A 25,067-nucleotide genomic window follows, 5' to 3' on the forward strand; every position below is an offset into this window, starting at 1 on the left:
GCACGGTCAGGACGCCTTCGCGAGCGCCAGGTTCAGCTCGAGCACGTTCACCACGGGCTCGCCGAGGAACCCGAGCTGCCGCGCCTCGGTGTGCTGCCCCACCAGGGTCCGCACCGCCGACTCCGACATCCCCCGCGCAGCGGCCACGCGGGACACCTGCTGCAGCGCGTACTCCGGGCTGATGTCCGGGTCGAGGCCGGAGCCCGACGCCGTCACCGCGTCCGCCGGCACGTCGGAGACGGGGATCCCGTCGGCCTTCGCGACCGCCGCACGCCGCTCCTGCACGCTGCGGAGGAGGTCGGGGTTCGACGGCCCGAGGTTCGACCCGCTCGACGCCCCGGCGTCGTAGCCCTTCTCCCCCGCGGCGCTCGGCCGCGACTGGAACCACCGGTCGGCTCCGCGGCCGTCGAACGACTGCCCGATGAGTGACGACCCGACGACGGTGCCGTCCGACGACGTCACCATCGAGCCGTTCGCCTGGTCGTGGAACGCAGCCTGGCCGACGCCCCACACCGCGAGCGGGTAGGCGATGCCGAGCACCACGGTGCTGAGGAGGGTGAGCCGGACCGCCACCCCGAGTGAGCGGAACGAGGAACGAGATGCAGACGTCATGAGGAGAACCCCGGGATGAGACCGACCACGAGGTCGATGAGCTTGATGCCGATGAAGGGGACGACCACGCCGCCGAGCCCGTAGAGGAGCAGGTTCCGGCCGAGGATCGACGATGCCGAGGCGGCGCGGTAGGCGACGCCACGGAGGGACAGCGGGATGAGCGCCACGATCACGAGCGCGTTGAAGATGACGGCGCTGAGGATCGCGGACGCGGGACTGTGCAGCCCCATGACGTTGAGCGCGGCGAGCCCGGGGAACGCCATCTGGAACATCGCGGGGATGATCGCGAAGTACTTGGCGATGTCGTTCGCGATCGAGAACGTCGTGAGCGCCCCGCGGGTGATGAGCAGCTGCTTGCCGATCCGGACGACGTCGATGAGCTTCGTCGGGTCCGAGTCGAGGTCGACCATGTTGCCGGCCTCCTTCGCCGCGGTCGTCCCGGTGTTCATCGCCACGCCGACGTCCGCCTGCGCCAGGGCCGGGGCGTCGTTCGTGCCGTCACCGGTCATCGCGACGAGGTTGCCGCCCTCCTGTTCCTTGCGGATCAGGGCGAGCTTGTCCTCCGGCGTGGCCTCGGCGAGGAAGTCGTCCACACCGGCCTCGGCGGCGATCGCCTTCGCGGTGCGCGGGTTGTCGCCGGTGATCATCACCGTGCGGATCCCCATCTCGCGCAGCTCGGCGAACCGTGCCGCCATGCCGTCCTTGACGACGTCCTTGAGGTGGACGACCCCGAGCAGCGTGACCGCACCGGAGGGTGCGCGGCGTCCGACGACGAGCGGGGTACCGCCCTGGTCCGAGACCTCGACGACCGTGGCGTCGATGGCCTGCGCGACCGCCTCGGGGACACCGGCTGAACCGGTTGCAGCCCAGGCGAGCACTGCCGACGCGGCACCCTTGCGCACGGAGCTGCCGTCGGGCAGGTCGACGCCGGACATGCGCGTCTGTGCGGTGAAGGGCACCTCGACGGCACCGGCGGGGAGGTCCGGGGCGACGCCCGCTCCCGCGGCGAGGTCGACGATGGACCGCCCCTCGGGGGTCCCGTCCGCGGCAGACGACAGGGCAGCCGCCTCCATCAGGGCCGGCTCCGTGACACCGGGGACCGGCACCACGCGCGACGCCCGACGGTTGCCGTACGTGATCGTCCCGGTCTTGTCGAGCAGCAGGGTCGTGATGTCCCCGGCGGCCTCGACCGCACGGCCGGACATCGCCAGGACGTTGTGCTGCACGAGTCGGTCCATGCCCGCGATGCCGATCGCGGAGAGCAGGGCACCGATCGTCGTCGGGATGAGGCAGACGAGCAGGGCGATGAGCACCGGCACGCTCACGGTCGCCCCGACGAGCCCGGCGATCGGCTGCATCGTCAGGCAGACGATCACGAACACGATCGACAGCGAGGCGAGCAGGATGTTCAGCGCGATCTCGTTCGGCGTCTTCTGCCGGGCGGCACCCTCGACGAGCCGGATCATCCGGTCGATGAAGGTCTCACCGGGGATCGACGTGATGCGCACGACGATGCGGTCCGAGAGCACCCGGGTGCCGCCGGTGACGGCACTCCGGTCGCCTCCGGACTCGCGGATGACCGGGGCGGACTCACCGGTCACGGCCGACTCGTCGACGGACGCGATGCCGTCCACGACGTCGCCGTCGCCCGGGATCACCTCGCCCGCGACGACGACCACGACGTCGCCCTTGGCGAGGTCGACGGACGCGACCTCCTCGGTCTCGTTGCCGGTCGCCGCCGCGTCGGACCGGTCGTACCGGAGCACCCGACGGGCACTCGTGGTCGAGCGGGTCTTCCGCAGCGTGTCGGCCTGCGCCTTGCCCCGGCCCTCGGCCACCGACTCCGCGAGGTTCGCGAAGACGACGGTGAGCCAGAGCCACACGGCGATGGCGATGGTGAACGCGGACGGCTCGACGACGGCTGCTGCCGTCGTCAGCGCGGCGCCGACCTCGACGATGAACATGACGGGGTTCCGCCACATCAGTCGCGGGTCGAGTTTGCGCAGGGCACCCGGGAGGCCCGCCACGAGTTGACGGGGTCCGAAGGCGGACGAGCGTGTGGCCGGCCTGGAGGCGCTGGTCGCCTCGTGCTCGGAGGTCGCGGTGGTCATGGTCTCGGCTTTCATCGGGCGAGGGCTTCTGCGAGCGGTCCCAGTGCGAGCACCGGGAAGTAGGTGAGTGCGGTCACGACGACGGCGACGCCGCCGAGCAGGACGATGAACAGCGGCCGGTGCGTGGGCAGCGTGCCGACGGTCTCCGGCACCCGGTCCTGGGTCGCGAGGGACCCGGCGAGCGCCAGCACGAACACCATCGGGACGAACCGGCCGAGCAGCATCACGACGCCGAGCGCGGAGTTCATCCACGTCGTGTTCGCCGTCAGGCCGCCGAACGCGGAGCCGTTGTTGTTCGCGCCCGAGGTGAAGGCGTAGAGGAGCTCGGACAGGCCGTGGTTGCCCGGGTTGAAGATCGACGTGCCGACGACCTGCTCGCGGACGCCCGGGAGCACCAGGGACAGGCCGGTGCCGAGGAGCACCAGGGTCGGGGTGACGAGGATGTAGAGCGACGCGAAGGTCATCTCGCGGGCCCGGATCTTCTTGCCGAGGTACTCGGGGGTCCGACCGACGAGCAGCCCGCCGATGAACACCGTGATGACCGCGAGCACGAGCATCCCGTACAGCCCGGAGCCGACGCCGCCGGGGGTGACCTCGCCGAGCATCATGTTGACGAGCGCCATCATCCCGCCGATCGGCGTGAAGCTGTCGAACATGCCGTTCACGGCGCCGGTCGACGTCGCGGTCGAGGTCGTCCCGAAGAGCGTCGTGCCGAGGATGCCGAACCGCACCTCCTTGCCCTCCATGGCGGCCCCGGCGGCGTGGGTCGCGCTGCCGCCGCCGCCGAGCTCGGCGATCGACATCACCGAGAGCGAGACGAGGAAGATCGCGCCCATCACGGCGAGGATCGCGTAGCCCTGACGGTCGTCGTCCACCATGCGGCCGAACGTGCGCGGCAGCGAGAACGGGATGACGAGCATGAGGAAGACCTCGACGAGGTTCGTCCACGCCTGCGGGTTCTCGAACGGGTGCGCCGAGTTCGCGTTGAAGTAGCCGCCACCGTTCGTGCCGAGTTCCTTGATGGCCTCCTGCGAGGCGACGAACCCGTCCGGGATGTGCTGCGTCCCGCCGACCAGGGTCGTGACGTCGGTGCCGCTCCCCCACGACTGGATGACACCACCGGCGACGAGCACGATCGCGAACACGAACGCACCCGGCAGCAGGAGCCGGCCGGTCCCGCGGACGACGTCCACCCAGACGTTGCCGAGCGTGCCGGAGCGTCGACGGGCGAACCCGCGGACGAGCGCCACGGCGACGGCGAGCCCGACCGCCGCGGAGAGGAAGTTCTGCACCGCGAGGCCGGCCATCTGCACCGTGTACCCGACGGTGACCTCGGGCGAGTACGACTGCCAGTTCGTGTTCGCGACGAACGACGCCGCCGTGTTGAACGCGAGCGACGGACCGACGTTCGGCAGCCCGAGGTCGCCGGGCAGCACGACCTGGATGCGCTGCAGGAGGTACACGAGCAGCAGCCCCACGGCGCTGAAGAGCAGCACGCCGCGCAGGTACGCGGGCCACGACTGCTCAGCGTCGGGGTCGACGCCGATCACCCGGTAGACCCCGCGCTCGATCCGGCTGTGCCGCGTCGGCGTGAACACCCGCGCCATCCAGTCGCCGAGCGGCCGGTAGGCGACGACGAGCAGCAGCACGAGGGTGGCGACCTGGACGATCCCGGCCCACGTGTCCGCGGTGCTCATCAGAACTTCTCCGGGCGCACGAGGGCCCAGACGAGGTACACGAGCGAGGCGACGCCGAGGACGGCGGCGGCGATGGTGATGGTGATCACAGCCGTTCCACCGCCTTGGCGATGAGTGCCACCACGCCGAACACGGCGAGGACACCGGCGACGACGAAGACGTCGAACACGAGGGACTCCAGAGGTTCACGGGGTCCGCGCCGGGCGACGCGGACGGCACCACGTGTGGTGCCGAACCGATGCTGGATCCGCAGCCGCGCCTCCTGGGCCGTCCTGACGGTTCCCTAACGCGCTCCTGACACACGCATGCGCGTCACTAACGCCCATTGCTCGGTGTCCGCTGGATCTGCTAGCGTTGATACATCACGATCGGCCCGCTCGCCTCACGGCTCGGGCCGATTTTCTGTTCGCGGGAGGGCGATGGAGTACGGGAAGCCGTGGCTCTCGGTCGAGGAGCAGATCGACAAGCTCCGCGGTCGCGGATGTCACATCGACGACGCGACCTCCGGATCGTCGGTGCTCCGTGAAGTCGGGTACTACCGACTGACCGGCTACCTGTACCCGTTCCGAGAGTCGTGTCCCGTCGCGGACGACGACGGACACCGACGTGTCGTGGTGCGCGATCAGTACCGGACGGGGACCGACATCCGTCACGCCGAGGCGCTCATCGACTTCGATCGTCGACTCCGGCTCCTCGTCATCGAGGCGGTCGAGCGGGTGGAGGTCGCCGTGCGGACACAACTCGGCCATGTCCTCGGGGCTCACTCCCCCTTCGCTCATGAGGACTCGACGTTGTTCACCGAGGCCTTCACGACACCGCGCCCGACGGACGCCGACGGTGTCAGCGCCTACACCGCATGGCTGGTGCGGGTCGCTGAACGCCAGAACTCGTCTGACGAGGCGTTCGTCGGACACTTCCGCACGAAGTACGACGGCCGGATGCCGATCTGGGCGCTCACCGAGATCCTCGAGCTCGGCCATCTCGCGCGTCTCTACGGAGGTCTCAGGAACGACGTCGCGACCGAGATCGCCCGGTCGTTCGGCGTCCCGACGAAGAAGACGATGCTGAGCTGGCTGTCGTCCGTGAACTACGTGCGCAACGTCTCCGCCCACCACGCCCGCCTGTTCAACCGGAAGTTGGTGGCGGCCCCGAAGCGGCCACGACCGTCGGAGGTCCCCGTGTTGGGGCATCTCTCCGACGGCACCGCGCCGAAGGAGTTCGGCGTCTACAACACTCTCGCTGTGCTGGCGTACCTGCTGCGGTCGATCCCGTCGGACCGCGACTGGGCACCGCGCGCAGCGGCGCTCGTGCGCTCCTTCCCAGCCGCCGGTCCGGTGACCGTCGCATCGATGGGCGTCGCAGCCGGATGGCTCGACGAAGCCCTGTGGGCGGACACCTGATCAGTCCCGGCGGCGCGCGCTCGCTCGCCCCAGCCGCTCGGCGAGCACGGCGGTTGCCGCACGGAGTTCGTCGGGCCCCTCGACGGTGAAGTCCGCGGTGGCACCGGCGAACGCCGCCGCGAGGCCCTCCCACGACCAGGAGCCGCGCGTGAGACGGCACCGGTCCGGGCCGAGCGGCTCGAGCACGGCGTCGTCGGGGAGGTACGGCGCGACGGTCTCGGCCGGCACCTCGAGGACGGCGGTGCCGGTGCACGGCCAGACGTCCTCGCGGTCGGACCCCTTGAACCGCGCGGCCACGAACGCTGCCGGATCGCCACCGGGCACGGGCCGTGTCGTGAACGGCACGCGCGTCCGCATCCGCGGGGTGATGCGGTCGACGCGGTGGGTGCGCCAGTCTGCGCGGTCGAGGTCCCAGTCGAGCAGGTACCAGCGGCCGTTCCGGGCGACCACCGCGTGCGGCTCGACCCGGTGGGGCGTCTCGTCGGGGCCGTACCCGAAGCGGAGGACCTCGCCGAGGTGGACGGCCTCGCTCACCGCGACGAGGACCTCCGGGTCGACGGAGGTGCGGCCGGCCGACGTGACCGCGTCGATCGCGTCCACCCGTGTGCGCAGGCGCGCGGGCATCACCTGTCGCACCGTCGCGAGCGCCCGGGCGGCCGATTCGGCGATGTCTGCACCGGACGCGGGCGCCACGGCGAGCGCGATGGCGATCGCGACTGCCTGGTCGTCGTCGAACAGGAGCGGGGGCAGGTCCGCACCCGCTGCCAGCCGGTACCCGCCGGCCGGGCCGCGCAGTGCCTCCACGCGGTAGCCGAGGCCGCGGAGCCGGTCGACGTCGCGGCGGAGCGTGCGCGGGCTGACCTCGAGCCGCCCGGCGAGCTCGTCGCCGGGCCAGTCCCGGTGCACCTGCAGCAGCGAGAGCAGCGCGAGCATGCGCGAGGACGGTCCGGACATGCCTCCAGTATCGGTGGAGAAGCGGACAGGATCTGACCGCAATGCCCGGGATGCTGGTCCCATGAGCATCGAAACGACAACCCACCTCAACTTCGACGGACAGGCCCGCGCGGCCCTCGACTTCTACGCCTCGGTCTTCGGCGGCGAGGTCGCGTCCATGACCTACGGCGCGATGGGCGCCTCGGACAAGCCGGACTGGGCCGACCGCATCGTCTGGGGTCAGGTCGCCACCGACGCCGGGCTGCGCGTGATGGCCTTCGACGTCTGGCCGGGGCAGCCGTACGACCAGGGCACGAACGCCTTCTACGTGTACGTGCACGGTGACGACGCGGCCGAGCTCGAGCGGTACTGGGCGGCGCTGTCCGAGGGGGCCGAGATCCGGCAGCCGCTCGGTCCGTCGGCCTGGGCGCCGCTGGCCGGACAGCTCCGCGACCGCTTCGGCGTGATCTGGGCGCTGGACGTCGCGTGACGTTTCCGAGCCACTTCCCCACGGAATCCGACCGCCGGTAGCGTGCCGGCATGCCCGAGTTCCGTCCGATGCCCGGCTACGAGCTCGGCGACGGGTGGGTGGCCGCGCGTCGACGCCGCTCCCGGTTCGGCCGGGTGTGGCGCTGGGCCGGCCCGCCGGTGGCGCTCCTCGCCCTCGTCGCGGCCGTGCTGCTGTTCCGCTGGTACGCGGGCGTGGCCGACCAGGTCCGGTGGGAGTGCGCCGTGTCCACCTGCGGGACGAACGACCCGCGGTCCTTCGCGCCGGAGGGGTGCTGGGCGCTCCTGGTGCTGGCCACGCTCGGCGTCGGACGGCTGCCGGGGCGCTGGTGGTGGCGAGCCGGACTGCTGCTGGCGTTCGCCGTCGTCGCCGCGTGGTCGATCGACTGGTGGCTGCTGCCGGGGACGGACCTCGGCCTGTTCGTGACCCCGATCGGCGCGGGTGGTGTCGGCGCCGTGCTGCTGCTCGCCCGGATCGGGATCGCGGTCGACCGCGCGCGCGGACGGTCCCACACCGCTCGGCGGCGACCGCGGTGACGGGCGGTCAGCGCGCGGGACTCCACGTGCTGACCGTCACGGCAGCGGTGACGCTCGTCGGCGCGAACACCTGCCCCGGGTCGACGTGGTGGTGGCTCGGCCCCATGTGCACCACGTCGTGGACGTCCTCGGCGGACAGCTCCATCGTCCACGTGAGGTCCTCGGCCGAACGCTGCGCGAATGCGGGCGTGAGGGAGTCGTGCAGCCGCCGTTCCTTCTCGGGGTCCACCGTGATCGTCGCCTCGGCCAGCTCCGTCAGGTGTCCGGTGCGCGGGGTCACCACCACGAGGAGGCCGTCGGGGTGCAGCACACGGGCGTACTCCGTCTGGTTGCGTGGCGCGAAGACGTCCAGCACGACCGCGGCTGCGCCGTCGACGACCGGGAGGCGCTCGGTCACGTCCCCGACGACGGCCCCCGCACGCTCGTGGATGCGAGCGGCCCGTCGGATCGCGACCGCGGACAGGTCGAGTGCGACCCCGAGCCGCGGGACGGCCTCGAGCGCGTGCGCGAGGTACGTGCCCGGCCCGGACCCGACGTCGAGGACGACACCGGGCACGTCCACGGACGCGACCGCCCGGGCCACGGCCCGTTCGACCGGCGCGTAGTGCCCGCGCCCCAGGAAGCGCAGCCGGGCGTCGACCATCTCCGGGGTGTCCGCCGTCAGCGCACGACGCTTCGCGGGCAGCAGCGTGAGGTGACCCTGCTTGGCCTCGTCGAACCGGTGGCCCGTGGCGCAGCCGACCTGGCCACCGTCGACACGGCCGAGGGGCTCGGCGCAGACGGGGCAGGCGAGCATCGGCAGCAGGTCGTCACGCACCGGCCCAGCGTACGGGGCCTCGCTAGCCTGGCCGGATGTCGCTGCAGCAGCTCTTCGGCCTCGACGGACGCACCGCCCTGGTGACGGGAGGCAGTTCCGGCATCGGGCGAGCGATCGCCACCGCCCTCGCGGACGCCGGCGCGCACGTGCTCGTCGCTGCCCGGACCGCGGCGACCATCGACGCCACCGTCGCTGCGATCCGGCAGGCGGGTGGCTCGGCCGACGGCATCGTCGCAGACCTGTCCACGCGCGCCGGAGCCCACGCCCTCGCCGACACTGCGGGCGATGTCGACGTGCTCGTCAACTCCGCGGGGATCAACCTGCGGCCGCCCATGGCCGACCTCGACGAGGACACCTGGGACGCCACGATGGCCGTGAACCTCGACGCGCCGTTCGTGCTCGGGCAGCGGCTCGCGCCAGGCATGGCCGCTCGCGGGCACGGCCGCATCATCGGCATCAGCTCCCAGCAGGCGCACCGACCCTTCGCCGCCAGCGGCGCGTACGGGGTCTCGAAGGCGGGCCTGGAGGCGCTGGCCCGGTCCCAAGCAGAGGCCTGGTCCGGGCACGGGGTCACCTCCAACGTCCTCGTCCCCGGTTTCGTCCGGACCCCGCTCAACGAACGGCTCAGTGCCGACCCCGCGACCGTCGCCGCCCTCGCGGCACGGACCCTGGTCGGGCGGAACGGGCTCGCCTCGGACTTCGCCGCCGCCGCGGTGTTCCTCGCCGGCCCCGGTTCGGTGTACGTCACGGGGCAGTCGATCGCGATCGACGGCGGGTTCTCCGTGCACTGATCCCGGTACGGTCGGGGCATGGCCGTCATCCACCGCGCAGAACTCCGCCCGTCGAAGCTCGAGGCGCTCGCCGCCTGGCTGCCGGACCAGCCCTGGAGCGGGGTGTCCGCCGGCGACGACCTCGCGATCGCGGGGAAGTTCCGGTTCGACGACCCCGCGGGCGAGGTCGGCGTCGAGACGGTCCTCGTGCGCACCACGGACGGCCGGGTGCTGCAGGCACCGCTGACCTACCGCGGCGCACCGCTCGACGGCGCCGAGGCCTTCCTCGTGACCGAGATGGACCACTCCGTGCTCGGACGACGCTGGGTCTACGACGCCGTGGGCGACCCGGTGTACGCCGACGTCCTGCGCCGGGCGATCGCCACGGGCGGGCACGAGGCCACCCTCGAGCGCGCCGACGGATCCGGGGCGTGGGACGCCGAGGGGACGGCATCGGGCAGCGGGTCCGACGCCGACTCCCCCGCCGTGACGACCGTGGACACGCAGACCTCCGGCGCCCTGACCTCCGTCGCGACCGACCACGGGACGCTCGTCGTCGCCCGTGCCGTCGGGGCGGAGCTGCCCGCTGGTCGCACGCTCACCGGCAGCTGGGCCGACGGGACCGGCGTGCTCGCGGTCCTGGTGCCCTGAACCGGACCGCCTGACGGACGCGGCGCCCGTGGCGGGGCCGAGCCGCGCCTCCCGTCCGTCGCTCGCGCCGATGCCGGTACGGACAGGGCCTGCCTGCCCGGGCACGCCGATGGCAGGATCGAGGGCGTGAAGACACTGGAGTTGCCACAGACGGACCTCACCGCCTCCGACGTCGTCGTCGGCCTGATGCGGATCAACGACATGAGCGACGAGGACATCCGCGCGCTCTACCGCGCCTCGCGCGACGCGGGCGTGACCATGTTCGACCACGCCGCGGTGTACGGCGGGTGGCACGGCTGCGAGGAGCGCTTCGGCTCGGCCGTCACGCTCTCACCCGCCGAGCGCGCCGAGATCGTGCTGCAGACCAAGGTCGGCATCCGCCCGACCCCGAACGGCGCGTACTTCGACTTCTCGTACGAGCACATCATCGAGTCCGTGCACGAGTCGCTCACGGCACTGCAGACCGACCACATCGACGTCCTGCTGCTGCACCGCCCCGACGCCCTCGTCGAGCCGGAAGAGGTCGCGAAGGCCTTCGACGAGCTGCACGCCGCCGGCAAGGTCCACCACTTCGGCGTCTCGAACCACACGCCGGGGCAGGTCGACCTGCTGCGCCGCTCGGTGCGGCAGCCGCTCGCGTTCAACCAGGTGCAGCTGAGCATCACGCACGCGAACGTCATCGCGCAGGGCGTCACGGCGAACATGGGCGGCCTCGACCAGTCGATCGACCGCGACAACGACATCCTCAACCACTCGCGCAGCAACGACATCACGCTGCAGGCCTGGTCGCCGTTCCAGAAGGGCTTCTTCGACGGCGTCTTCCTCGGCGATCGTGAGCACTACGCCGAGCTGAACGACGTGCTCGAGGAGCTCGCGTCCGCGCACGGGGTCACCCCGACGGGCATCGCCGTGGCGTGGATCACCCGCCACCCGGCGCACTTCCAGGTCGTCCTCGGCACGACGAACCCGCAGCGCGTCCGGGACTCGGCCGCCGGGTCGGACGTCGTACTCTCGCGCGAGGAGTGGTACCGCGTGTTCACCGCCGCGGGGCACACCGTTCCCTGAGCGGATCGGGCAGGGTGGGACCCGTGCTCCACGACCTCACCCTGCCCGTCCCCCTCGTCGCCCGCTCCGGCCCGGTCACCGTCCGGGACGCCTCGCCCGACGACCTCGACGCCCTGATGGCGCTGCTGTCGGACGATCCGATCAGTGCCGCACGCGGGGACGTCGCCGCGCCGGAGGACGAGCCGCTGTACGCCGCCGCGCTCCGGGCGATCGTCGAGGACCCGGCGAACGCGCTCCTCGTCGTGACGGACGAGCGGGACGTCGTCGTCGGCACGCTGCAGCTCACGCGGATCCCCGGGATGGCCCGGCGTGGATCCGCCCGGCTGCTCGTCGAGGCCGTCCGGGTGAGCAGTGGCGTGCGCTCGGGCGGGATCGGCAGCGCGGTGATGCGGTGGGTGGTCGACGTCGCCGCCCGGGAACTCGGGACGCCGCTCGTGCAGTTGACCTCGGACGCGGACCGGACGGACGCGCACCGGTTCTACGAGCGGCTGGGGTTCACGGGCTCGCACGTCGGGTTCAAGTACCGCGTGCCCGGCGGGCCCGCCGGGCGCTGACGCGCCGCGCTGTCGCGGCCCGCGGCCGCGGCCCGCGCCCGCGGCGTCGCTTGCCGTCGCACAACCGAACGCACGTCGAACCGCGGTTCCGCGCGGTTCGTGGTGCTTTTGGTTGTGCGCAGCACGAGCGCTGCCGCGCGGGCGGCAGCGCGCGGCGCAGGCAGCGGCGCGGCGTGCGGGCAGCGCCGCGCGCCGCGCGCGGCGCGCGGCGCGGGGCGCGGGTCAGTCGGCGCGGGTCGGGGCGCTCGGGACCGCCACGTCCACCGGCGACACCCCCGCGGGGTCGGCCGACGCCCCGCCGACGACGTCGAACGTGATGCCGAGCTCGGCCGCCGACTCCTCGTCGAGCTCGAGGCCGTCTTCCTTCACCTGGTCCTCGGGGATGGCACGGCCACCGGACGGGTCCCACGAGTTCGCGATCGACATGCGCCCGAGCATGCCCGGTCCGCTTGGCAATCGCCCTGGAAGTCCGTCAGAGATCGTCCGGGTGCAGGCGGTCGCCGGCCTGCGGTCGCCGGAACACCGGCCCGCCGCCGGCCTCGTCCTCGTCGTCGTGACGGACCGGCGAGACGCTCGGGTCGGCGGAGTCCTCGCCGACGTCGGCGCCGCGGTCCTCCTCGATCTGCAGCTCGTCCTCGTCGGAGCCGTCCACGGGGATCGAGCCGCCGTCCTGTTCGGGATCGAAGGGTGTGCTCATCGACATGGGCCGAGCATGCCCCCGCCCGGTGAACGGCGGGTCAACGCTGTCCGTCCGCCGCGATCAGCTCGAGCTGGGTGAGCGGCAGGTCGGAGACGGCCGTGAACGTGAAGGCCGCCCCGGAGCCCTGCAACCGGAACACCCGGGTCTGCCCGGCCCAGTCGAACACCGCGTCCTGCACGGCGACGCGGGTGTCCCCGAGCGCGGCCTCCCACGAGTGGACCCCGGGTTCCGCCGCGGTGACCGTGTAGAGCGAGGTCGGGACGTCGGGGACGTCGAACGACACCGAGGTCCCCGCGGCGAGCACCGTGACCGTCCGCCCGGTGTCGTCGACGAGCGAGGAGGCGGGCGACGGGAGGTCGGCGGACGACAGGCCGACCGGCAGCAGGTCGACGGGGGTGTCCCGGTACCCGTGCACGTCGGACGCGGACACCGGGCGGGTGTCCGATGCCCAGCCCTGCGGCTCGGGCGACAGCGTGAACACGATCCGCGACGCCGACACCACCACCGAGTGGGGGATGCTCACCGACGTCCAGGGTGAGCCGTCGACCGTCACCGACGCGACGTACGCGCCCTCGGAGCCGTCGGCGACCTCGATGACGGTGGGCGCGCCTCCCGGCTGCTGCAGCACCGTCCTGCGGACCGACGGCGGCACGAGGACGTAGGTGCCCGTGGACGGCGCCAGCGGGTAGAGGCCGATCGTCGCGAAGACGTACCAGGCGCTCATCTCGCCGTTGTCCTCGTCGCCGGGGTAGCCCTGCCCGAGGTCGGACCCGACGAAGAGCCGGTGCAGCGCCTCGCGGACGATGCGGTGCGCCTCGTCGTGCCGCCCGGTGAACATCGGGAAGAACGGGATGTGGTGCGCGGGCTGGTTGGAGAGCCCGAGCATCCCCATCCGCACGTCGCGGGCCTCGGTCATCTCGTGGATCGGGAAGCCGTAGGAGCCGGAGCGGACGGTCGCGCCGGTCTCCGGGGTGGTGAAGAACGCGTCGAGCGCGGCGTCGAAGCGGGACGGGCCGCCGTGCAGGTCGACGACGCCGGACCCGTCGTGCGGAGCGGTGAAGGCGGTCCCCCACGCGTTCGTCTCGGTGTAGTCGTCGCCCCAGTCCCGCGGGTCGAACTCGGTGCCGACCCGCCACGAGCCGTCGGGGTCGCGCCCGATGAAGAAGCCCCGTTCGGAGTCGAACACGTTCCGGTACTGCAGGGACCGACGGGCGAACCACTCCGACTCGGCCTCGTAGCGGGCGAGGTCGGCGGGTGTCCGGGCGCGCGAGGCGAGCAGGCCCGCCATGACGGCGAGGCCCCAGTCGTTGATGGCCGCGTCGAGGGTCCAGCTCATCCCCTCGTGGGTCGCGGTGTCGACGTGGCCGCGGAAGGCACCCGGGAGGCTCCCCTTGCGTCCGACACGCTCGTCGCGCGGCGGGACGGTCGCGTTCCGCAGTGCGCTGCGGTACGCCTGCGCGAGGTCGAACCCGGTGACGCCTTTCACCGCGAGGTCCGCGAAGACGGTGTCGCTCGTGGTGCCGGTCATGCAGTCCTCGGCGCCGGGGGCACTCCACCGGGGCGTCCACCCACCGTCGTGGTGGTGCTCGACGAAGCCCTGCGCGAGGTCGCCCGCCGTGTCCGGGGTGAGCAGGGCGAGGAGCGGCCACGCGGTCCGGTAGGTGTCCCAGAAGCCGTTCGTGGTGGTGAACGGCCCGTCGACGACCTCGGGTCCGGGCTCGTCGCGGATCGGCTCGGCCTGCACGGAGCCGTACGGGGAGCGGTGCCGGGGAACCCCGTCGCGCGCGGTCTCGCCGGCACGGTTCGGGTAGAGGAACAGGCGGTAGAGCCCTGAGTACAGGCTCGTCAGCTGGTCGGGGGTCGCACCCTCGACGGAGAGCGTGGCGAGCTCGTCCGTCCAGAGCTGCTCGGCACGGGCGCGCATGGTGTCGAACGGGCCGGCGGCGTCGAGGTTCGCGCGGGCGTCCTCGAACGAGACCGTGGAGATCCCGAGCAGCACGTCGGTGCCCTTGGCCCCGCCGGACAGCGACAACCAGCCGCGGAGCTGCTGCTCGCCGACGGTGGTGTGGTCGGCCGTCACTCCGGGGACGCGGACGTGCACGAAGTGGGGCGGGGTGCCTGGACGGTCGTCGAGCAGGGCCTCGACCACGGCGGTGCCGTCCGTGACCGTCACCGAGACGTCCGAGACCCGGCCGTGGTGGTCGAGCACGATGCTCCGGGTGCCGGTGAACCGGAAGCCGAGGGCGAACTCCCCCGCGGTCATCTCGGCCGTGACGCCCTCGTCGAGGTCGACCCGGTAGCGGTGCGGGCCGTCCTGCTCGTCGTCGTGGTCGAAGCCGAGGGCACGGGCTGCACGGTCGACGTCGGGGGTGTCGAGCGGGGAGGGCATGACCTGGAAGACGCCCCGGTCCCCCATCCACGGTGACGGGATGTGGCTCGTGGCGAAGGCCTGGATCGCCGGGCGGACCCGGCCGGTCGCATCGGTGCGGTCGTGCTCCTGGTAGGCGTACGGCCAGCGGTTGCTCGAGGCGTCGGTCATGGGCAGGCCGAAGACCCCGCCGTGCGGGATGCCGACCAGCGGGGCGTTGTTGCCGCGGGAGAACCGCGAGGACGCCTGCGTGCCGCGGGTCGTGCGGACGTGGTCGAGCGGGGTGCGCGGGACGGGGCGCGCGGGCCCGATGCGGACGGCGTCGAGCCAGCCGCGGAGGTGCGGGCGCGACCCGTCTGCGGTCGTGGGGTGCGGGGCGGAGCCGAGCCGCGCCTCCAGGCGGTCCACGACCCGGCTCGCGAGCGGGGTGAGGTCCACCGCCCGACGGTTCCACTGGTCGACCCACTGCTTGCGCGCGGCGTCCTGCGCCTCCGGCGTGAGCGCGTCGCCGTACTGGTCGCGCGCCGCGTCGCTCAGCCGCGTGCCGTCGGTGCAGACCAGGTCGAGCGCGAACGCCGTCGCGTCCCAGAAGTGCGGCAGGTCGTCCTCGGTGGGTTCCGTCGCACCGTCCGGCAGCACGCGCTCCGGGAACCACACCCACGAGAGTTCGTCACCCGACTCGATCGTCCGACCGGCGAACCCGGGGACGACCGCGGCGGCGACGTGCTCCCCCGCGGGTCGTTCGACCAGCCAGCCCTCCGCCGAACCGAAGCCGACACCGTTCCGCGCGGCGACGGCCGTCGTCGGGCCACCGCTCCGTTGCAGTTCTCGCACCGGCCCAGCGTATTTGGTCCACCGTCTGGAGGAAAACCCTCGGCGTGTCAGCCCCGGTTGCGCCCCGGCGCGTTCGCCGAGTTCCCGGGGCCGGAGTCGGAGCCGCCCGGACCACTGGTGTCGACGGCCGGGTCGGCGCCGTCCTGCGGAGCCTGCACGGGGTTGGACGCCGGGCTCGACGGCTGCGGCCCCACCGAGGGGTCGTCCGCCGGGTCGCTCGGCTGTGCCGGCTCGGACGGCTGCTCGGCCGGTTCGGACGGCTGCTGCGCGGGCTCGGACGGCTGCTCGGCCGGTTCGGAGGGCTGCTCGGCCGGCTCGGACGGCTGCTCCGCCGGCTCGCTCGGCTGCTGGTCGTCGGTCGACGGCGAGCTCGACTCGGTCGGTGCCGGCGTCGACCCGTCGTCCCCGTTCAGGGCGAACACGGCGACGACGATGCCGGCGAGCACGAGCACACCGATCACCACGGCGGCGATGATCGGCCCGCGTCGGCGCCGGGGTCGGTCGTCCGGCGCCGGGGCCGGGGGTGCCGCGACCGGGCCACGGGGGCCTCCGGCACGGCCGACCGCTCCGGTCGCGCCGTCCGCACTGCGGCCCCCCTGCGCGCCGAGCACCGTGGTCGCGACGTCGTCGGAGGCGTTCGGCCGCTGCGCGTCCAGGACGCGCGTCGCGTCGTCGGCGCCGCCGGGCTGCGCGGTCGGCATGGCTCGTGTGGCGTCGTCGGCCCCGGAGGCGCGACTCGCCGGCATCGCCTGCGTCGCCTCGTCCGCACGGGCGGCACCCGCAGCGCCCGCAGCCGCGGCACCGGCCGCCGCACCCGCCACGGCCGGCGTGACCGTGCCGGGACCGCCTGGGAGGAGTTGCGTGGCCGGAGCGGCGTCGTCGTGGCCGAGCGCGCGGAGTCGCTGTGCCGCCTCGGCCGCGGAGGGCCGGTCCGCCGGGTCCTGCGCGGTCATGACGTGCAGGAGCGTGCGCCAGGCAGTGGGCAGGTGCGGGTCGATCTCCGGACCGCGGGTGAGGCGAGCTGTCGCGGACTCGACCGCGCTGCCCGGGAACGGCTGCTTGCCGGTGAGCGCCTCGAGGAGCATGAGCCCGAGCGCGTACACGTCGGCCTTGCCGGTGATCGGCTGCGCCAGGACCTGCTCCGGTGCGATGTACGCCGCCGTGCCCATCACCGTGCCGGTCTGGGTGGCCCGGGCGCCGTCCCGCAGCAGGGCGATGCCGAAGTCGGCGAGCTTGACGTGGACGCCGTCGCTCTCGAGCAGCACGTTCGCCGGCTTCACGTCGCGGTGGACGATGCCCTGCGCGTGCGCCGCCGCGAGGCCGTCCGCGACTTGCGCCCCGACACCGGCGGCGGTGGCACGGTCGAGCGGCCCCTCGCGCAGTCGCGTCGCGAGGTCGCTGCCCGGGACGAGTTCCATCACGAGGTACGAGTCGCCGTCGACGTCGTCGAGCGCGGCGTCGTACAGGGTCACGAGTGCCGGGCTGCGGAGCGCCGCGAGGGTCTGGATCTCCGCCTCGGCACGGGCGCGTTCGCCGTGGTCGACCGCTCCGATGCGGAAGACCTTGACCGCCACCTCACGCCCGAGCTGCTCGTCGACCGCCCGGTAGACGGAGGCCATGCCACCGTGCCCGAGCGTTCCCGTGACGCGGTACCGACCGCCGAAGACCCGTTCTTCCATGCGGGGCAACCTACCGGGACGACCTGACGGGTCGCGCACCGCGGCGGAGCGCCGTGAGGTAGAGGCGGTGCGCCGTGATCACCAGCGCGAGCCAGGCGAGCCCGAGCGCCCACGCCGCCAGGACGTCGGTCAGCCAGTGGTGGCCGAGGAACACCCGCGAGATGCCGACCGAGACGACGAAGAACGTCCCGGCGACGATCGTCAGCACCCGGGTCACGAGCTTCGACTGCCGGAGCAGCAGCAGGTACACGATCGTCCCGACGATGACGGTCGCGTTGAGCGTGTGCCCGGACGGGAACGACGGCGAGTGCTCGTACGGCGGGACGGCATCGCGCAGCGGCGGGCGGGCACGGCCGATGAGGTCCTTGCCCGCGACCGTCATGAGCAGGGACCCGCCCGCGGCCGCGACGAGCAGCACGAGGGGCGTCCAGGCACGACGCTGGATCGTGAACCCGACGAGGAACCCCAGGGCGACGATCGGCATCCCGATGGTGCCGGCGACGTCCGTCCACCAGGTCACGAGGGTGTCGGCCGTCGGCGACCGGAGCGTGAGCATCCAGTCGAGCACGGGGCGGTCGAGCACGGCGACGTCGTCGGCCTCGCGCACGGCGTCGTAGACCTCGGAGGCCGCCCAGGTCGCGGTCACGGCGACCCCGATGCCGATCGCGAGGGTGACCACGAGCAGCGGGAGCGCGCCCCAGCGGTGGCCGAGCGCTGCCCAGCCGTCCGCGGACGCCCGGCCGGCGCGGGTGCGCCACGTCGTGAGGTCGACGTCGCCGACGCGCTGGTCGGGGGCCTCGGGGTGATCGGTCTGCATCGACCCACCCTGCCCGAGTCCCGGTGTGCGGGTGCGGTGCGCCCGGGCGCCGCCGTTGCGCCGGGCACCCGGCGCCGCCGGTGCGCCGGGCACCGGGCGCGCAGGTGCGCCGCGTCAGTCCTTCGCGGCGCCGTAGTCGTCGACGACCGCCACCGCGAGCGGGAACACCACCGGGAAGTCGCGGAAGAGCAGACGCCCGGCATCGGCGGCGGCGGCCCGGATCTGCTCGGCCACCCACTCGGCGTGCTCGGCCGGGGTGTGCACCACGATCTCGTCGTGCACGAAGAACACCAGGTGCGGGCCGTCCGTCACCGGCCCCCGGAAGCGCTCGGCGAGCCGCGAGCGCAACGAGCCCATCCACGCCAGCGCCCACTCGGCAGCGGTGCCCTGCACGATGAAGTTCCGGGTGAACCGCCCCCAGCTCCGTGCCCGCGACTCCACCGCCCGCTGCATCGCCGGCGTCCCCTCGACCGTGTAGGCCTGGTTCCGCGCCGCGAACCACGAGGCGTCCGGCACCGGTGACGTCCGGCCGAGCAACGTCGTCACGGGTTCGCCCCGCTCCCCCGCCCGGGCTGCCCGGCTGACGAGTCCGAGGGCAGCAGGGAACGCCCGCTCGAGCCGCGGGACGAGCCGCCCGCCCTCGCCCTGGGTCGCCCCGTACATCGCGCCGAGCATCGCGCCCTTGGCCTGCTGCCGGGTCTCGACCGCGCCGGAGGCCACGACGCCGTCGTACAGGTCGCGCCCGTCGCCGGCCGCCGCCATCGCCCGGTCGCCGGCCATCGCCGCGAGCACCCGGGGCTCGAGCTGCGCCGCGTCGGCCACCACGAGCTTCCACCCGTCGTCCGCGACCACGGCGGCGCGGATGCCCTTCGGCAGCTGCATCGCTCCCCCGCCGTCGGCCGCCCATCGCCCGGTGACGACCCCGCCGACCAGGTACTTCGGGTGGAACCGACCGTCGTGCACCCACTCGTCGAGCCAGGTCCAACCGTTCGCGGTCAGCAACCGCGCGAGCCGCTTGTACTCGAGCAGCGGTTCGATGACCGGGTGCTCGATCTCCTGCAGCTCCCACTTCCGCGTGCTCGTGACCATCAGGCCGGCCCGGCGCAGGGACTTCAGGACGTCGGCGGGCGAGTCCGGGTTGAGCGACGGGTCACCGAGCCGCTCGCGCACGACGGCAGCGATCTCCTCGAGCCGCCGAGGTCGCACGCCGTACGGCACCCGCGGTCCGAGCGCGTCCTCGAGCAGTCGTTCGTGCACGTCGGCGCGCCAGGGCAGCCCGGCGTGGAGCATCTCCGCCGCCACGAGCGCGCCGGCGGACTCCGCCGTCACCAGGAGCCGCAGCGCACCCGGCGCGGTCGACGACGCGACCGCGTCGAGCTGCGCCCGCAGCTCTGCCACCGGGTCCAGCTCGTCGTCGGGAGGCGACACGTCGAAGAGCGCGTCGTCGAAGAGGCGGGCGTGCGTCGGGCGGGTGACCCGCGCCTCCTGGACGGCGGCGTCCCACGCGTCGACGGGCGCGGCGGCGAGCGCGGTGTCCCGTGCCGCGAGGGCCGATCGCAGGATGCGGCGGCACAGGCGCAGGTCGATGCAGCGCCCGACCCGGCCGCCGGCCGCGAGCACGGCCGGGTACCAGCGCGCGGTGTCGTCCCACACCCAGCGCACGTCGGGCGCGTCCCGGGATGCGACGAAGGCCGGGAGGCGCGGCTCGTCCACCCGGATCGGCTCGCCGTCTGCGGTCCCCGCGTCGGTCAGGGGCGTCGCGAGGACGCCGCCGTCGACGCGGCGGAGGACGAGGTGCACGGAACGATCATGCCGTGCGCCACCGTCAGTCGAGCTCGACGACCTCCGCGCCGGGCGCGTTCTGCTGCACGGAGGCGATGCCGTTCTTCGCACCCGCCTTCGAGGCGTACCCCTCGGACGTGGCGATGACCTCGCCGTTGCCCGCCTTGAGGTGGAAGCGGTACTCCCCCTTGGCGTCGGTCCAGATCTCGAACTTGCCGGCCATGTCGACTCCTCGCGTCGATCCGATGGTGCCCGTTGTCCGCGGAGCGCGGTCTGCTCCGCACGCTACTGGCCGGGACCGGATCGCGGAAGCCTCAATCCGCGGTGTTCGCGTCCCCGTCACCGCGGGGTCGCTGCGAGGTCCCGCCGCCGGGGCGGACCGCGGCACTGTCGGAGACGTCGATGCGGACGTCGCCGTCCTCGGCGCGGGACACCTCGACCCGTGGGTCGGCGTCGTGCTCGTCGGAGCCGGACATGCGTCGGAAGGTGTCCTGGCGGCGTTCTTCGAAGGACATGTCGACACCGTCGTCGAGGTGGTCGCGGTCGGGCTTCGTCATGGGAGGGACGGTACTCAGCAGAGCGGGACGTTCACCGCGAGCCCGCCCATCGCGGTCTCCTTGTACTTCGTGGACATGTCGGCGCCGGTCTGCCGCATCGTCTCGACGACCTGGTCGAGCGACACGTGGTGCACGCCGTCACCCCGCAGCGCCATCCGCGCCGCATTGATCGCCTTGTTCGCGGCGATGGCGTTCCGCTCGATGCACGGGATCTGGACGAGCCCGCCGATCGGGTCGCAGGTGAGCCCGAGGTTGTGCTCCATGGCGATCTCGGCGGCGTTCTCGACCTGCTCGGGCGTTCCTCCGAGCACTTCGGCGAGCCCTGCGGCGGCCATCGACGCCGCCGACCCGACCTCGCCCTGGCAGCCGACCTCGGCGCCGGAGATCGAGGCGCGCTCCTTGTAGATCGAACCGACGGCGCCCGCGGTCAGCAGGAAGCGCACCACGGTGTCGTCGCGGTTCGCCGGCGTGACCGTCGGCACGTAGGTGAGCGCGTAGTACAGGACGGCGGGGATGATGCCGGCGGCACCGTTCGTCGGAGCGGTGACCACCCGTCCACCGGTGGCGTTCTCCTCGTTGACGGCCATCGCCATGAGGTTCACCCACTCCATCGCGAAGAGCGGGTCGTGCCCGGGGTCGTCGGCGGTGAGCTGCTCGAACCAGTTCGCGGCGCGGCGTCGCACGGTGAGTCCGCCCGGGAGCGTGCCGGAGCGTTCGACGGACCGTTCGACGCAGGACTCCATGACGCCGTGGATGCGGAGGAGGCCGGCGCGGACGTCGTCGGTACTGCGCGTGGCGGTCTCGTTGGCGAGTGCGACCCCGCTGACCGGCAGCCCGGTCGCCGCGCAGGCCGCGAGCAGCTCGGCGCCGCTCGAGAACGGGTACGGCACGGCGTCGTCGACGGGGATCGCGGTCTCGGCGACGTCCCCCTCGGAGTCGTTCGTGACGAAGCCGCCGCCGATCGAGTAGTAGGTCTCCTCGGCGATGGTCGCCCCGGACGCGTCGGCGGCGCGGAGGCGCATCGCGTTCGGGTGGCGGGGGAGCATCGTCAGCGGGTGGAGCACGATGTCGGCGAGCCGGAACGGGACGCTCGCCCCACCCTGGAGCCGGAGCACGCCGGTCTCCTCGAGCTCGGCGAGCGATCGGGTCATCGCGTCGGGGTCCACGGTTTCGGGGTCCGACCCCATCAGGCCGGCGACGACCGCGCCGAGCGTCCCGTGGCCCTGGCCGGTCGAGGCCAGCGAGCCGTAGAGGTCGACGGCGATCGTCGCGACGGGAGCCTCGGCCACGCGGGCGGCGAAGGCGCGTCCGGCCCGCATCGGTCCGACGGTGTGGGAACTCGACGGACCGATCCCGATGCTGAACAGATCGAAGACGGAGACCGGCACCCCGCCACACTAACCCGTCCGGACGGGTGGGGGATCAGCGCCGGGAGCCCTGGTTCGGCATGAGGATCCAGAGGACGACGTAGGCGATCCAGAGGGGCCCCGGGAAGAGGCTCAGGATGACCCAGGCGATGCGGACGAGGGTGCGGGACCAGCCGAACCGGTCGGCGATGCCGGCACAGACCCCGGCGAGGAGGCGGCCGGTGCGGGGGCGGATGAGTGTGTTCATGTCGTCGACGGTACGGAGGATCGGTCCGACATCGAATCCGGGGGACACCCGCATCCGTGGTGGGGACAACCCCACCCCCTCCACATCTGACTCCTGTGGACCGCTCCATCCCTGCTGCCATGGGAGACTGACGACATGCCCATCCTCAACAAGGACATGCAGGTCTGCATCTCACTCGCCGCTCGACCGAGCAACATCGGCACTCGCTTCCACAACTTCCTCTACGACGAGCTCGGGCTGGAGTTCGTCTACAAGGCGTTCACCACGACCGACCTCCCGGGCGCGGTGACCGGCATCCGGGCACTCGGCATCCGCGGCTGCTCGGTCTCGATGCCCTTCAAGGAAGCGATCATCCCGCTCGTCGACGTCGTCGAGGAGTCCGCGGCGGCGATCGAGTCGATCAACACCGTGGTGAACGACGACGGCGTCCTCACGGCGTCGAACACCGACTACGAGGCAGTCGCGTCGCTGCTCGCCTCGCACGCCGTCGATCCGTCCGCGAGTGTGCTGCTCCGCGGCTCCGGCGGCATGGCCAAGGCGGTCACGGCGGCGTTCCGGGGTGCCGGGTTCGACGACCTCACCGTGGTCGCACGCAACGAGCAGGCGGGGCCGGCCCTCGCGGCGCAGTACGGGTACGAGTGGGTCGCCGACGAGCGGGACGCGCCGGTCACCGACGTCCTGGTGAACGTCACGCCCCTCGGCATGCGCGGCGACCAGCAGGACACGCTCGCCTTCGACCAGGATCGCGTCGGGGCGGCGACGACCGTGTTCGACGTGGTCGCGTTCCCGTCCGAGACCCCGCTGATCCGCGCCGGTCGCGCTGCGGACAAGCAGGTCATCACCGGTGCCGAGGTGATCGCGCTGCAGGCGGCGCGGCAGTTCGAGCGGTACACGGGCGTCGCGCTGACGGACGACCAGGTCCGCCGGGCGAGCGAGTTCAGTCGCAGCGAGGCCTGATCGGCTCGTCGGTGTACCGCATGCCCATCCGGGTGCGGACCTCGTCGAGGGTCGCCTCGGCGATCTCGTTCGCCCGACGGTTCCCGGCCGCCAGCACCGCGGTGACGATCGACGGGTCGCGAGCGAGTTCGGCACGACGGCGTCGGTGCGCGGCGAAGCGCTCGTTGACCGCCTCGACCGCGACACGCTTCACCGCCGCCGCGCCCGCTGAGCCGATCCCGTCGGCGATCGCCTCCGGGGTCGAGCCCGTGCACAGCGCCGCGGTCGTGAGGAGCGCTGCGACCCCCGGCCGGCGCTCGGGGTCGAAGGTGATGTGCCGATCACCGTCCGTGCGTGCCCGTCGGATGACGTCCGCGGTCTCGTCGGCGGTCATGCCGAGCGCGATCGCGTTGCCGTAGCTCTTGCTCATCTTCCGGCCGTCGACACCGGGGACCTCGGGGGACGTCGTGACGAGCGGTTCCGGCTCGGGGAACAGCGCGCCGAACCGGTCGTTGAACCGCCGAGCGATCGTCCGTGTCATCTCGACGTGCGGCAGGTTGTCCTTCCCGACCGGGACGAGGTTGCCCTTGCAGAACAGGATGTCCGCGGCCTGGTGGACGGGGTAGGTGAGCATCAGGCCGCTGAGCGCGCGACCGGATGCCGCGACCTCGGCCTTCACGGTCGGGTTGCGGTGCAGCTCCGCTTCGGTGACGAGGCTGAGGAACGGCAGCAGCAGCTGGTTCAGCGCCGGCACCGACGAGTGCGCGAAGACCGTCGTCGCGGTCGGGTCGAGTCCGGCCGCGAGGTAGTCGAGCACGGCCTCGCGGACGTTCGAGGCGACGTGGTCAGCGGTGTCCCGATCGGTGATGACCTGGTAGTCGGCGAGCACCAGGAAGGTCTCGACGCCGCGCCGCTGCAGCGCGACGCGCTCGGCGATCGTGCCGAAGAAGTGCCCGAGGTGCAGCCGACCGGTCGGCCGTTCGCCGGTCAGGACTCGGAAGCGGTCCGGTCGCGCCCGGATGCGGGCGTCGAGGTCGTGCATGCGGTGTTGTGTGGCGGTGAACGTGTCCACTGGAGTTGCCCTCTCGAGAGAAAGGGCTGCACGACGGTCCTGCGGTCTGCGAGCTGCCGTGCAGCCCGCGACCATGCGTCAGGAGGCTGCTACCGCAGCCACCACGAAGAACGAGGAGAACGCATGTCGGGATCGTAGCGTGAGCGTCGGCGCAGCGACACCCGTCCCCACCGCTCGATGTCGGCGCTCTACGCTGGTCGGATGCTCTCCCGACGTGACGCCGCCGTCCGGCTCGACATCTCCCTCGAGATGGCGACCCGGCACGGGATCCCCTCGCACCTCAGCGAGGCCGAAATCACGGCGATCGAGCAGGACCCGCCCGCCTGGCTCGTGCAGTCCCGCGCCAACCGCACCGGCACCAGGAAGGTCTGGGTCCGTCTCGAGTGCGTGGTCTGCGGCTTCGCGGAAGAGGCACGTCCGAAGAAGTGGTGGCCCGATTGGGACCACCTGATGTGCGACTACCACGAGCCCTACCAGGCGCCGGACCCCGTCGCGGGCTTCACCCGGCACGAGGTCGAGGGCATCGGCAGCCGCTTCGTCGCGCTCGTCGACACCCGGCCGTAGCGCGGAGCACACCCGCACCGTCCACGACGGAAGGCACGGTACCGTCCGGCACCGCGCCTCCCGTCCTGCCCGCACACGGCGCCAACCGGCGCCGTCACGCGGCTCCGTCAGTCGACGGCGTCCCCGATGGCGGCACCGACCCCGGCCGCCGCCACGACTGCGCCGGCCCAGGCCACCGCTGCCGGGGTGGCCGCGACGGGACGGAGACCACGGAACGTGGTCGCCTCGTCACTGTCGAACGGGACGGCGTCGAGCTGTCGTGTCTGCTGCATGCGCTGGTTCCTTCCTCGATGTCCTGCTGATCAGTTCCCGACGGCCTCTTCGACCGCGTACGCGGCGACCGCACCCGTGAAGACCGAGGTGGCGGCGAGCGCTGCGAGCGGGGTCGCGGCGAGGGGCTGCTCCGGTGCGAACCGCTGCCCGCGGTCGCTGTCGAACGCGATGTCGGCGATGGTGGTCATGCTGGATTCCTTCCGTTCTGCGATGGTGT

28 protein-coding genes are annotated in these 25,067 nt (G+C 72.7%); 9 read left to right on the top strand and 19 right to left on the bottom strand.

Features of this window, described 5'->3' with window-relative positions; genetic code table 11:
- Window positions 1-6: 6 nt before the first annotated feature.
- From kdpC to kdpF, 4 genes are read right to left on the bottom strand one after another with little or no spacing between them, the layout of a single operon-like run.
- Window positions 7-612, bottom strand: coding sequence for a potassium-transporting ATPase subunit KdpC (gene kdpC / locus WFH25_RS16980; RefSeq protein WP_336698687.1), 606 nt, complete (start codon window positions 610-612; stop codon window positions 7-9).
- The gene (gene kdpB / locus WFH25_RS16985; protein ID WP_336698688.1) at window positions 609-2,723 is read right to left on the bottom strand and encodes a potassium-transporting ATPase subunit KdpB; all 2,115 of its coding nucleotides are present in this window, start codon (window positions 2,721-2,723) and stop codon (window positions 609-611) included. The genes kdpC and kdpB overlap by 4 nt, the downstream gene beginning before the upstream one ends.
- 11 nt (window positions 2,724-2,734) lie before the next feature.
- Window positions 2,735-4,420, bottom strand: a complete 1,686-nt coding sequence (gene kdpA / locus WFH25_RS16990) for a potassium-transporting ATPase subunit KdpA (protein ID WP_309886532.1) — start codon at window positions 4,418-4,420, stop codon at window positions 2,735-2,737.
- Complete coding sequence (kdpF, locus tag WFH25_RS16995) at window positions 4,420-4,509, bottom strand: K(+)-transporting ATPase subunit F (protein WP_336698691.1); 90 nt, start codon at window positions 4,507-4,509, stop codon at window positions 4,420-4,422. The genes kdpA and kdpF overlap by 1 nt, the downstream gene beginning before the upstream one ends.
- Before the next feature lie 330 nt (window positions 4,510-4,839).
- Here kdpF and WFH25_RS17000 point away from each other — a divergent pair, with 330 nt between their 5' ends.
- Window positions 4,840-5,820 (top strand): Abi family protein, encoded by a 981-nt coding sequence (locus WFH25_RS17000; protein ID WP_336698692.1) that lies wholly within the window; start codon window positions 4,840-4,842, stop codon window positions 5,818-5,820.
- Here WFH25_RS17000 and WFH25_RS17005 read toward each other — a convergent pair whose 3' ends face one another.
- On the bottom strand, window positions 5,821-6,774 hold the full coding sequence (locus WFH25_RS17005; protein WP_336698693.1) for a helix-turn-helix transcriptional regulator: 954 nt from the start codon (window positions 6,772-6,774) through the stop codon (window positions 5,821-5,823). It abuts the gene before it with no gap.
- A gap of 61 nt (window positions 6,775-6,835) precedes the next feature.
- On the opposite strand from WFH25_RS17005, the gene WFH25_RS17010 reads away from it, so the two are divergent.
- Together WFH25_RS17010 and WFH25_RS17015 are read left to right on the top strand one after the other, a co-directional pair.
- A complete protein-coding gene (locus tag WFH25_RS17010; protein ID WP_336698694.1) occupies window positions 6,836-7,243 on the top strand; it encodes a VOC family protein in 408 nt (135 codons plus the stop codon).
- A gap of 50 nt (window positions 7,244-7,293) precedes the next feature.
- Window positions 7,294-7,797 carry a hypothetical protein gene (locus WFH25_RS17015; RefSeq protein ID WP_336698695.1) on the top strand — a complete coding sequence of 168 codons (504 nt, stop codon included), beginning with the start codon at window positions 7,294-7,296 and terminating at the stop codon, window positions 7,795-7,797.
- 7 nt (window positions 7,798-7,804) lie between these two features.
- Here the strand turns inward: WFH25_RS17015 and WFH25_RS17020 are convergent, their stop codons facing one another.
- Window positions 7,805-8,614: a putative RNA methyltransferase gene (locus WFH25_RS17020; protein WP_336698697.1), complete on the bottom strand. Its 810-nt coding sequence runs from the start codon at window positions 8,612-8,614 to the stop codon at window positions 7,805-7,807.
- A 35-nt stretch (window positions 8,615-8,649) separates the two neighbouring features.
- On the opposite strand from WFH25_RS17020, the gene WFH25_RS17025 reads away from it, so the two are divergent.
- The 4 genes from WFH25_RS17025 (at window position 8,650) to WFH25_RS17040 (ending at window position 11,654) form a co-directional block, all read left to right on the top strand.
- On the top strand, window positions 8,650-9,405 hold the full coding sequence (locus WFH25_RS17025; RefSeq protein ID WP_336698699.1) for an SDR family NAD(P)-dependent oxidoreductase: 756 nt from the start codon (window positions 8,650-8,652) through the stop codon (window positions 9,403-9,405).
- A gap of 18 nt (window positions 9,406-9,423) precedes the next feature.
- A complete protein-coding gene (locus WFH25_RS17030; RefSeq protein ID WP_336698701.1) occupies window positions 9,424-10,035 on the top strand; it encodes a CG0192-related protein in 612 nt (203 codons plus the stop codon).
- 126 nt (window positions 10,036-10,161) lie between these two features.
- Window positions 10,162-11,100: an aldo/keto reductase gene (locus WFH25_RS17035; protein ID WP_336698703.1), complete on the top strand. Its 939-nt coding sequence runs from the start codon at window positions 10,162-10,164 to the stop codon at window positions 11,098-11,100.
- A 23-nt stretch (window positions 11,101-11,123) separates the two neighbouring features.
- Window positions 11,124-11,654, top strand: a complete 531-nt coding sequence (locus WFH25_RS17040; protein ID WP_336698705.1) for a GNAT family N-acetyltransferase — start codon at window positions 11,124-11,126, stop codon at window positions 11,652-11,654.
- Between the two features lie 222 nt (window positions 11,655-11,876).
- Here the strand turns inward: WFH25_RS17040 and WFH25_RS17045 are convergent, their stop codons facing one another.
- The 10 genes from WFH25_RS17045 to WFH25_RS17090 all read right to left on the bottom strand — a co-directional run bounded on the left by WFH25_RS17045 (window position 11,877) and on the right by WFH25_RS17090 (window position 22,005).
- Window positions 11,877-12,080: a hypothetical protein gene (locus tag WFH25_RS17045; RefSeq protein ID WP_139201893.1), complete on the bottom strand. Its 204-nt coding sequence runs from the start codon at window positions 12,078-12,080 to the stop codon at window positions 11,877-11,879.
- 46 nt (window positions 12,081-12,126) lie between these two features.
- Window positions 12,127-12,357: a hypothetical protein gene (locus tag WFH25_RS17050; protein ID WP_336698707.1), complete on the bottom strand. Its 231-nt coding sequence runs from the start codon at window positions 12,355-12,357 to the stop codon at window positions 12,127-12,129.
- Window positions 12,358-12,391: 34 nt separating this feature from the next.
- A complete protein-coding gene (locus tag WFH25_RS17055) occupies window positions 12,392-15,556 on the bottom strand; it encodes a GH92 family glycosyl hydrolase (RefSeq protein ID WP_336698708.1) in 3,165 nt (1,054 codons plus the stop codon).
- A gap of 47 nt (window positions 15,557-15,603) precedes the next feature.
- Window positions 15,604-17,235, bottom strand: a complete 1,632-nt coding sequence (locus WFH25_RS17060) for a serine/threonine-protein kinase (protein WP_336698709.1) — start codon at window positions 17,233-17,235, stop codon at window positions 15,604-15,606.
- A gap of 10 nt (window positions 17,236-17,245) precedes the next feature.
- Window positions 17,246-18,052: a phosphatase PAP2 family protein gene (locus tag WFH25_RS17065; protein WP_070417601.1), complete on the bottom strand. Its 807-nt coding sequence runs from the start codon at window positions 18,050-18,052 to the stop codon at window positions 17,246-17,248.
- A gap of 114 nt (window positions 18,053-18,166) precedes the next feature.
- A complete protein-coding gene (locus tag WFH25_RS17070; RefSeq protein WP_336698710.1) occupies window positions 18,167-19,852 on the bottom strand; it encodes a bifunctional 3'-5' exonuclease/DNA polymerase in 1,686 nt (561 codons plus the stop codon).
- Window positions 19,853-19,877: 25 nt separating this feature from the next.
- On the bottom strand, window positions 19,878-20,057 hold the full coding sequence (locus WFH25_RS17075; RefSeq protein WP_070417598.1) for a YegP family protein: 180 nt from the start codon (window positions 20,055-20,057) through the stop codon (window positions 19,878-19,880).
- Between the two features lie 91 nt (window positions 20,058-20,148).
- Window positions 20,149-20,391: a hypothetical protein gene (locus WFH25_RS17080; protein ID WP_070417597.1), complete on the bottom strand. Its 243-nt coding sequence runs from the start codon at window positions 20,389-20,391 to the stop codon at window positions 20,149-20,151.
- A gap of 14 nt (window positions 20,392-20,405) precedes the next feature.
- Window positions 20,406-21,779 carry an L-serine ammonia-lyase gene (locus WFH25_RS17085; protein ID WP_336698713.1) on the bottom strand — a complete coding sequence of 458 codons (1,374 nt, stop codon included), beginning with the start codon at window positions 21,777-21,779 and terminating at the stop codon, window positions 20,406-20,408.
- A 34-nt stretch (window positions 21,780-21,813) separates the two neighbouring features.
- Window positions 21,814-22,005 carry a PspC domain-containing protein gene (locus tag WFH25_RS17090; RefSeq protein ID WP_070419334.1) on the bottom strand — a complete coding sequence of 64 codons (192 nt, stop codon included), beginning with the start codon at window positions 22,003-22,005 and terminating at the stop codon, window positions 21,814-21,816.
- 135 nt (window positions 22,006-22,140) lie between these two features.
- Here WFH25_RS17090 and WFH25_RS17095 point away from each other — a divergent pair, with 135 nt between their 5' ends.
- Window positions 22,141-22,962 carry a shikimate 5-dehydrogenase gene (locus tag WFH25_RS17095; RefSeq protein WP_309777486.1) on the top strand — a complete coding sequence of 274 codons (822 nt, stop codon included), beginning with the start codon at window positions 22,141-22,143 and terminating at the stop codon, window positions 22,960-22,962.
- Here the strand turns inward: WFH25_RS17095 and trpS are convergent.
- The gene (trpS, locus tag WFH25_RS17100; protein ID WP_336698714.1) at window positions 22,943-23,983 is read right to left on the bottom strand and encodes a tryptophan--tRNA ligase; all 1,041 of its coding nucleotides are present in this window, start codon (window positions 23,981-23,983) and stop codon (window positions 22,943-22,945) included. The genes WFH25_RS17095 and trpS overlap by 20 nt on opposite strands.
- 231 nt (window positions 23,984-24,214) lie before the next feature.
- On the opposite strand from trpS, the gene WFH25_RS17105 reads away from it, so the two are divergent.
- Complete coding sequence (locus tag WFH25_RS17105; RefSeq protein WP_336698715.1) at window positions 24,215-24,577, top strand: DUF5997 family protein; 363 nt, start codon at window positions 24,215-24,217, stop codon at window positions 24,575-24,577.
- A gap of 107 nt (window positions 24,578-24,684) precedes the next feature.
- On the opposite strand, the gene WFH25_RS17110 is transcribed toward WFH25_RS17105, so the two are convergent.
- A complete protein-coding gene (locus WFH25_RS17110; protein WP_156794816.1) occupies window positions 24,685-24,849 on the bottom strand; it encodes a hypothetical protein in 165 nt (54 codons plus the stop codon).
- A 30-nt stretch (window positions 24,850-24,879) separates the two neighbouring features.
- Window positions 24,880-25,038 (bottom strand): hypothetical protein, encoded by a 159-nt coding sequence (locus WFH25_RS17115; protein WP_156794815.1) that lies wholly within the window; start codon window positions 25,036-25,038, stop codon window positions 24,880-24,882.
- Between the last annotated feature and the right edge of the window lie 29 nt (window positions 25,039-25,067).

The organism is Curtobacterium sp. USHLN213 (assembly GCF_037144815.1).
Taxonomy (GTDB): Bacteria; Actinomycetota; Actinomycetes; order Actinomycetales; family Microbacteriaceae; genus Curtobacterium.

Coding starts and splice junctions, on each gene's coding strand:
- WFH25_RS17050 (WP_336698707.1), bottom strand. CDS start 12,357: ATGTCGATGAGCACACCCTTCGATCCCGAACAGGACGGCGGCTCGATC.
- WFH25_RS17105 (WP_336698715.1), top strand. CDS start 24,215: ATGCTCTCCCGACGTGACGCCGCCGTCCGGCTCGACATCTCCCTCGAG.
- WFH25_RS17060 (WP_336698709.1), bottom strand. CDS start 17,235: ATGGAAGAACGGGTCTTCGGCGGTCGGTACCGCGTCACGGGAACGCTC.
- WFH25_RS17115 (WP_156794815.1), bottom strand. CDS start 25,038: ATGACCACCATCGCCGACATCGCGTTCGACAGCGACCGCGGGCAGCGG.
- WFH25_RS17110 (WP_156794816.1), bottom strand. CDS start 24,849: ATGCAGCAGACACGACAGCTCGACGCCGTCCCGTTCGACAGTGACGAG.
- kdpB (WP_336698688.1), bottom strand. CDS start 2,723: ATGACCACCGCGACCTCCGAGCACGAGGCGACCAGCGCCTCCAGGCCG.
- kdpA (WP_309886532.1), bottom strand. CDS start 4,420: ATGAGCACCGCGGACACGTGGGCCGGGATCGTCCAGGTCGCCACCCTC.
- WFH25_RS17075 (WP_070417598.1), bottom strand. CDS start 20,057: ATGGCCGGCAAGTTCGAGATCTGGACCGACGCCAAGGGGGAGTACCGC.
- WFH25_RS17080 (WP_070417597.1), bottom strand. CDS start 20,391: ATGACGAAGCCCGACCGCGACCACCTCGACGACGGTGTCGACATGTCC.
- WFH25_RS17025 (WP_336698699.1), top strand. CDS start 8,650: ATGTCGCTGCAGCAGCTCTTCGGCCTCGACGGACGCACCGCCCTGGTG.
- WFH25_RS17030 (WP_336698701.1), top strand. CDS start 9,424: ATGGCCGTCATCCACCGCGCAGAACTCCGCCCGTCGAAGCTCGAGGCG.
- kdpC (WP_336698687.1), bottom strand. CDS start 612: ATGACGTCTGCATCTCGTTCCTCGTTCCGCTCACTCGGGGTGGCGGTC.
- trpS (WP_336698714.1), bottom strand. CDS start 23,983: ATGCACGACCTCGACGCCCGCATCCGGGCGCGACCGGACCGCTTCCGA.
- WFH25_RS17090 (WP_070419334.1), bottom strand. CDS start 22,005: ATGAACACACTCATCCGCCCCCGCACCGGCCGCCTCCTCGCCGGGGTC.
- WFH25_RS17045 (WP_139201893.1), bottom strand. CDS start 12,080: ATGTCGATCGCGAACTCGTGGGACCCGTCCGGTGGCCGTGCCATCCCC.
- WFH25_RS17015 (WP_336698695.1), top strand. CDS start 7,294: ATGCCCGAGTTCCGTCCGATGCCCGGCTACGAGCTCGGCGACGGGTGG.
- WFH25_RS17005 (WP_336698693.1), bottom strand. CDS start 6,774: ATGTCCGGACCGTCCTCGCGCATGCTCGCGCTGCTCTCGCTGCTGCAG.
- WFH25_RS17095 (WP_309777486.1), top strand. CDS start 22,141: ATGCCCATCCTCAACAAGGACATGCAGGTCTGCATCTCACTCGCCGCT.
- WFH25_RS17000 (WP_336698692.1), top strand. CDS start 4,840: ATGGAGTACGGGAAGCCGTGGCTCTCGGTCGAGGAGCAGATCGACAAG.
- WFH25_RS17010 (WP_336698694.1), top strand. CDS start 6,836: ATGAGCATCGAAACGACAACCCACCTCAACTTCGACGGACAGGCCCGC.
- WFH25_RS17065 (WP_070417601.1), bottom strand. CDS start 18,052: ATGCAGACCGATCACCCCGAGGCCCCCGACCAGCGCGTCGGCGACGTC.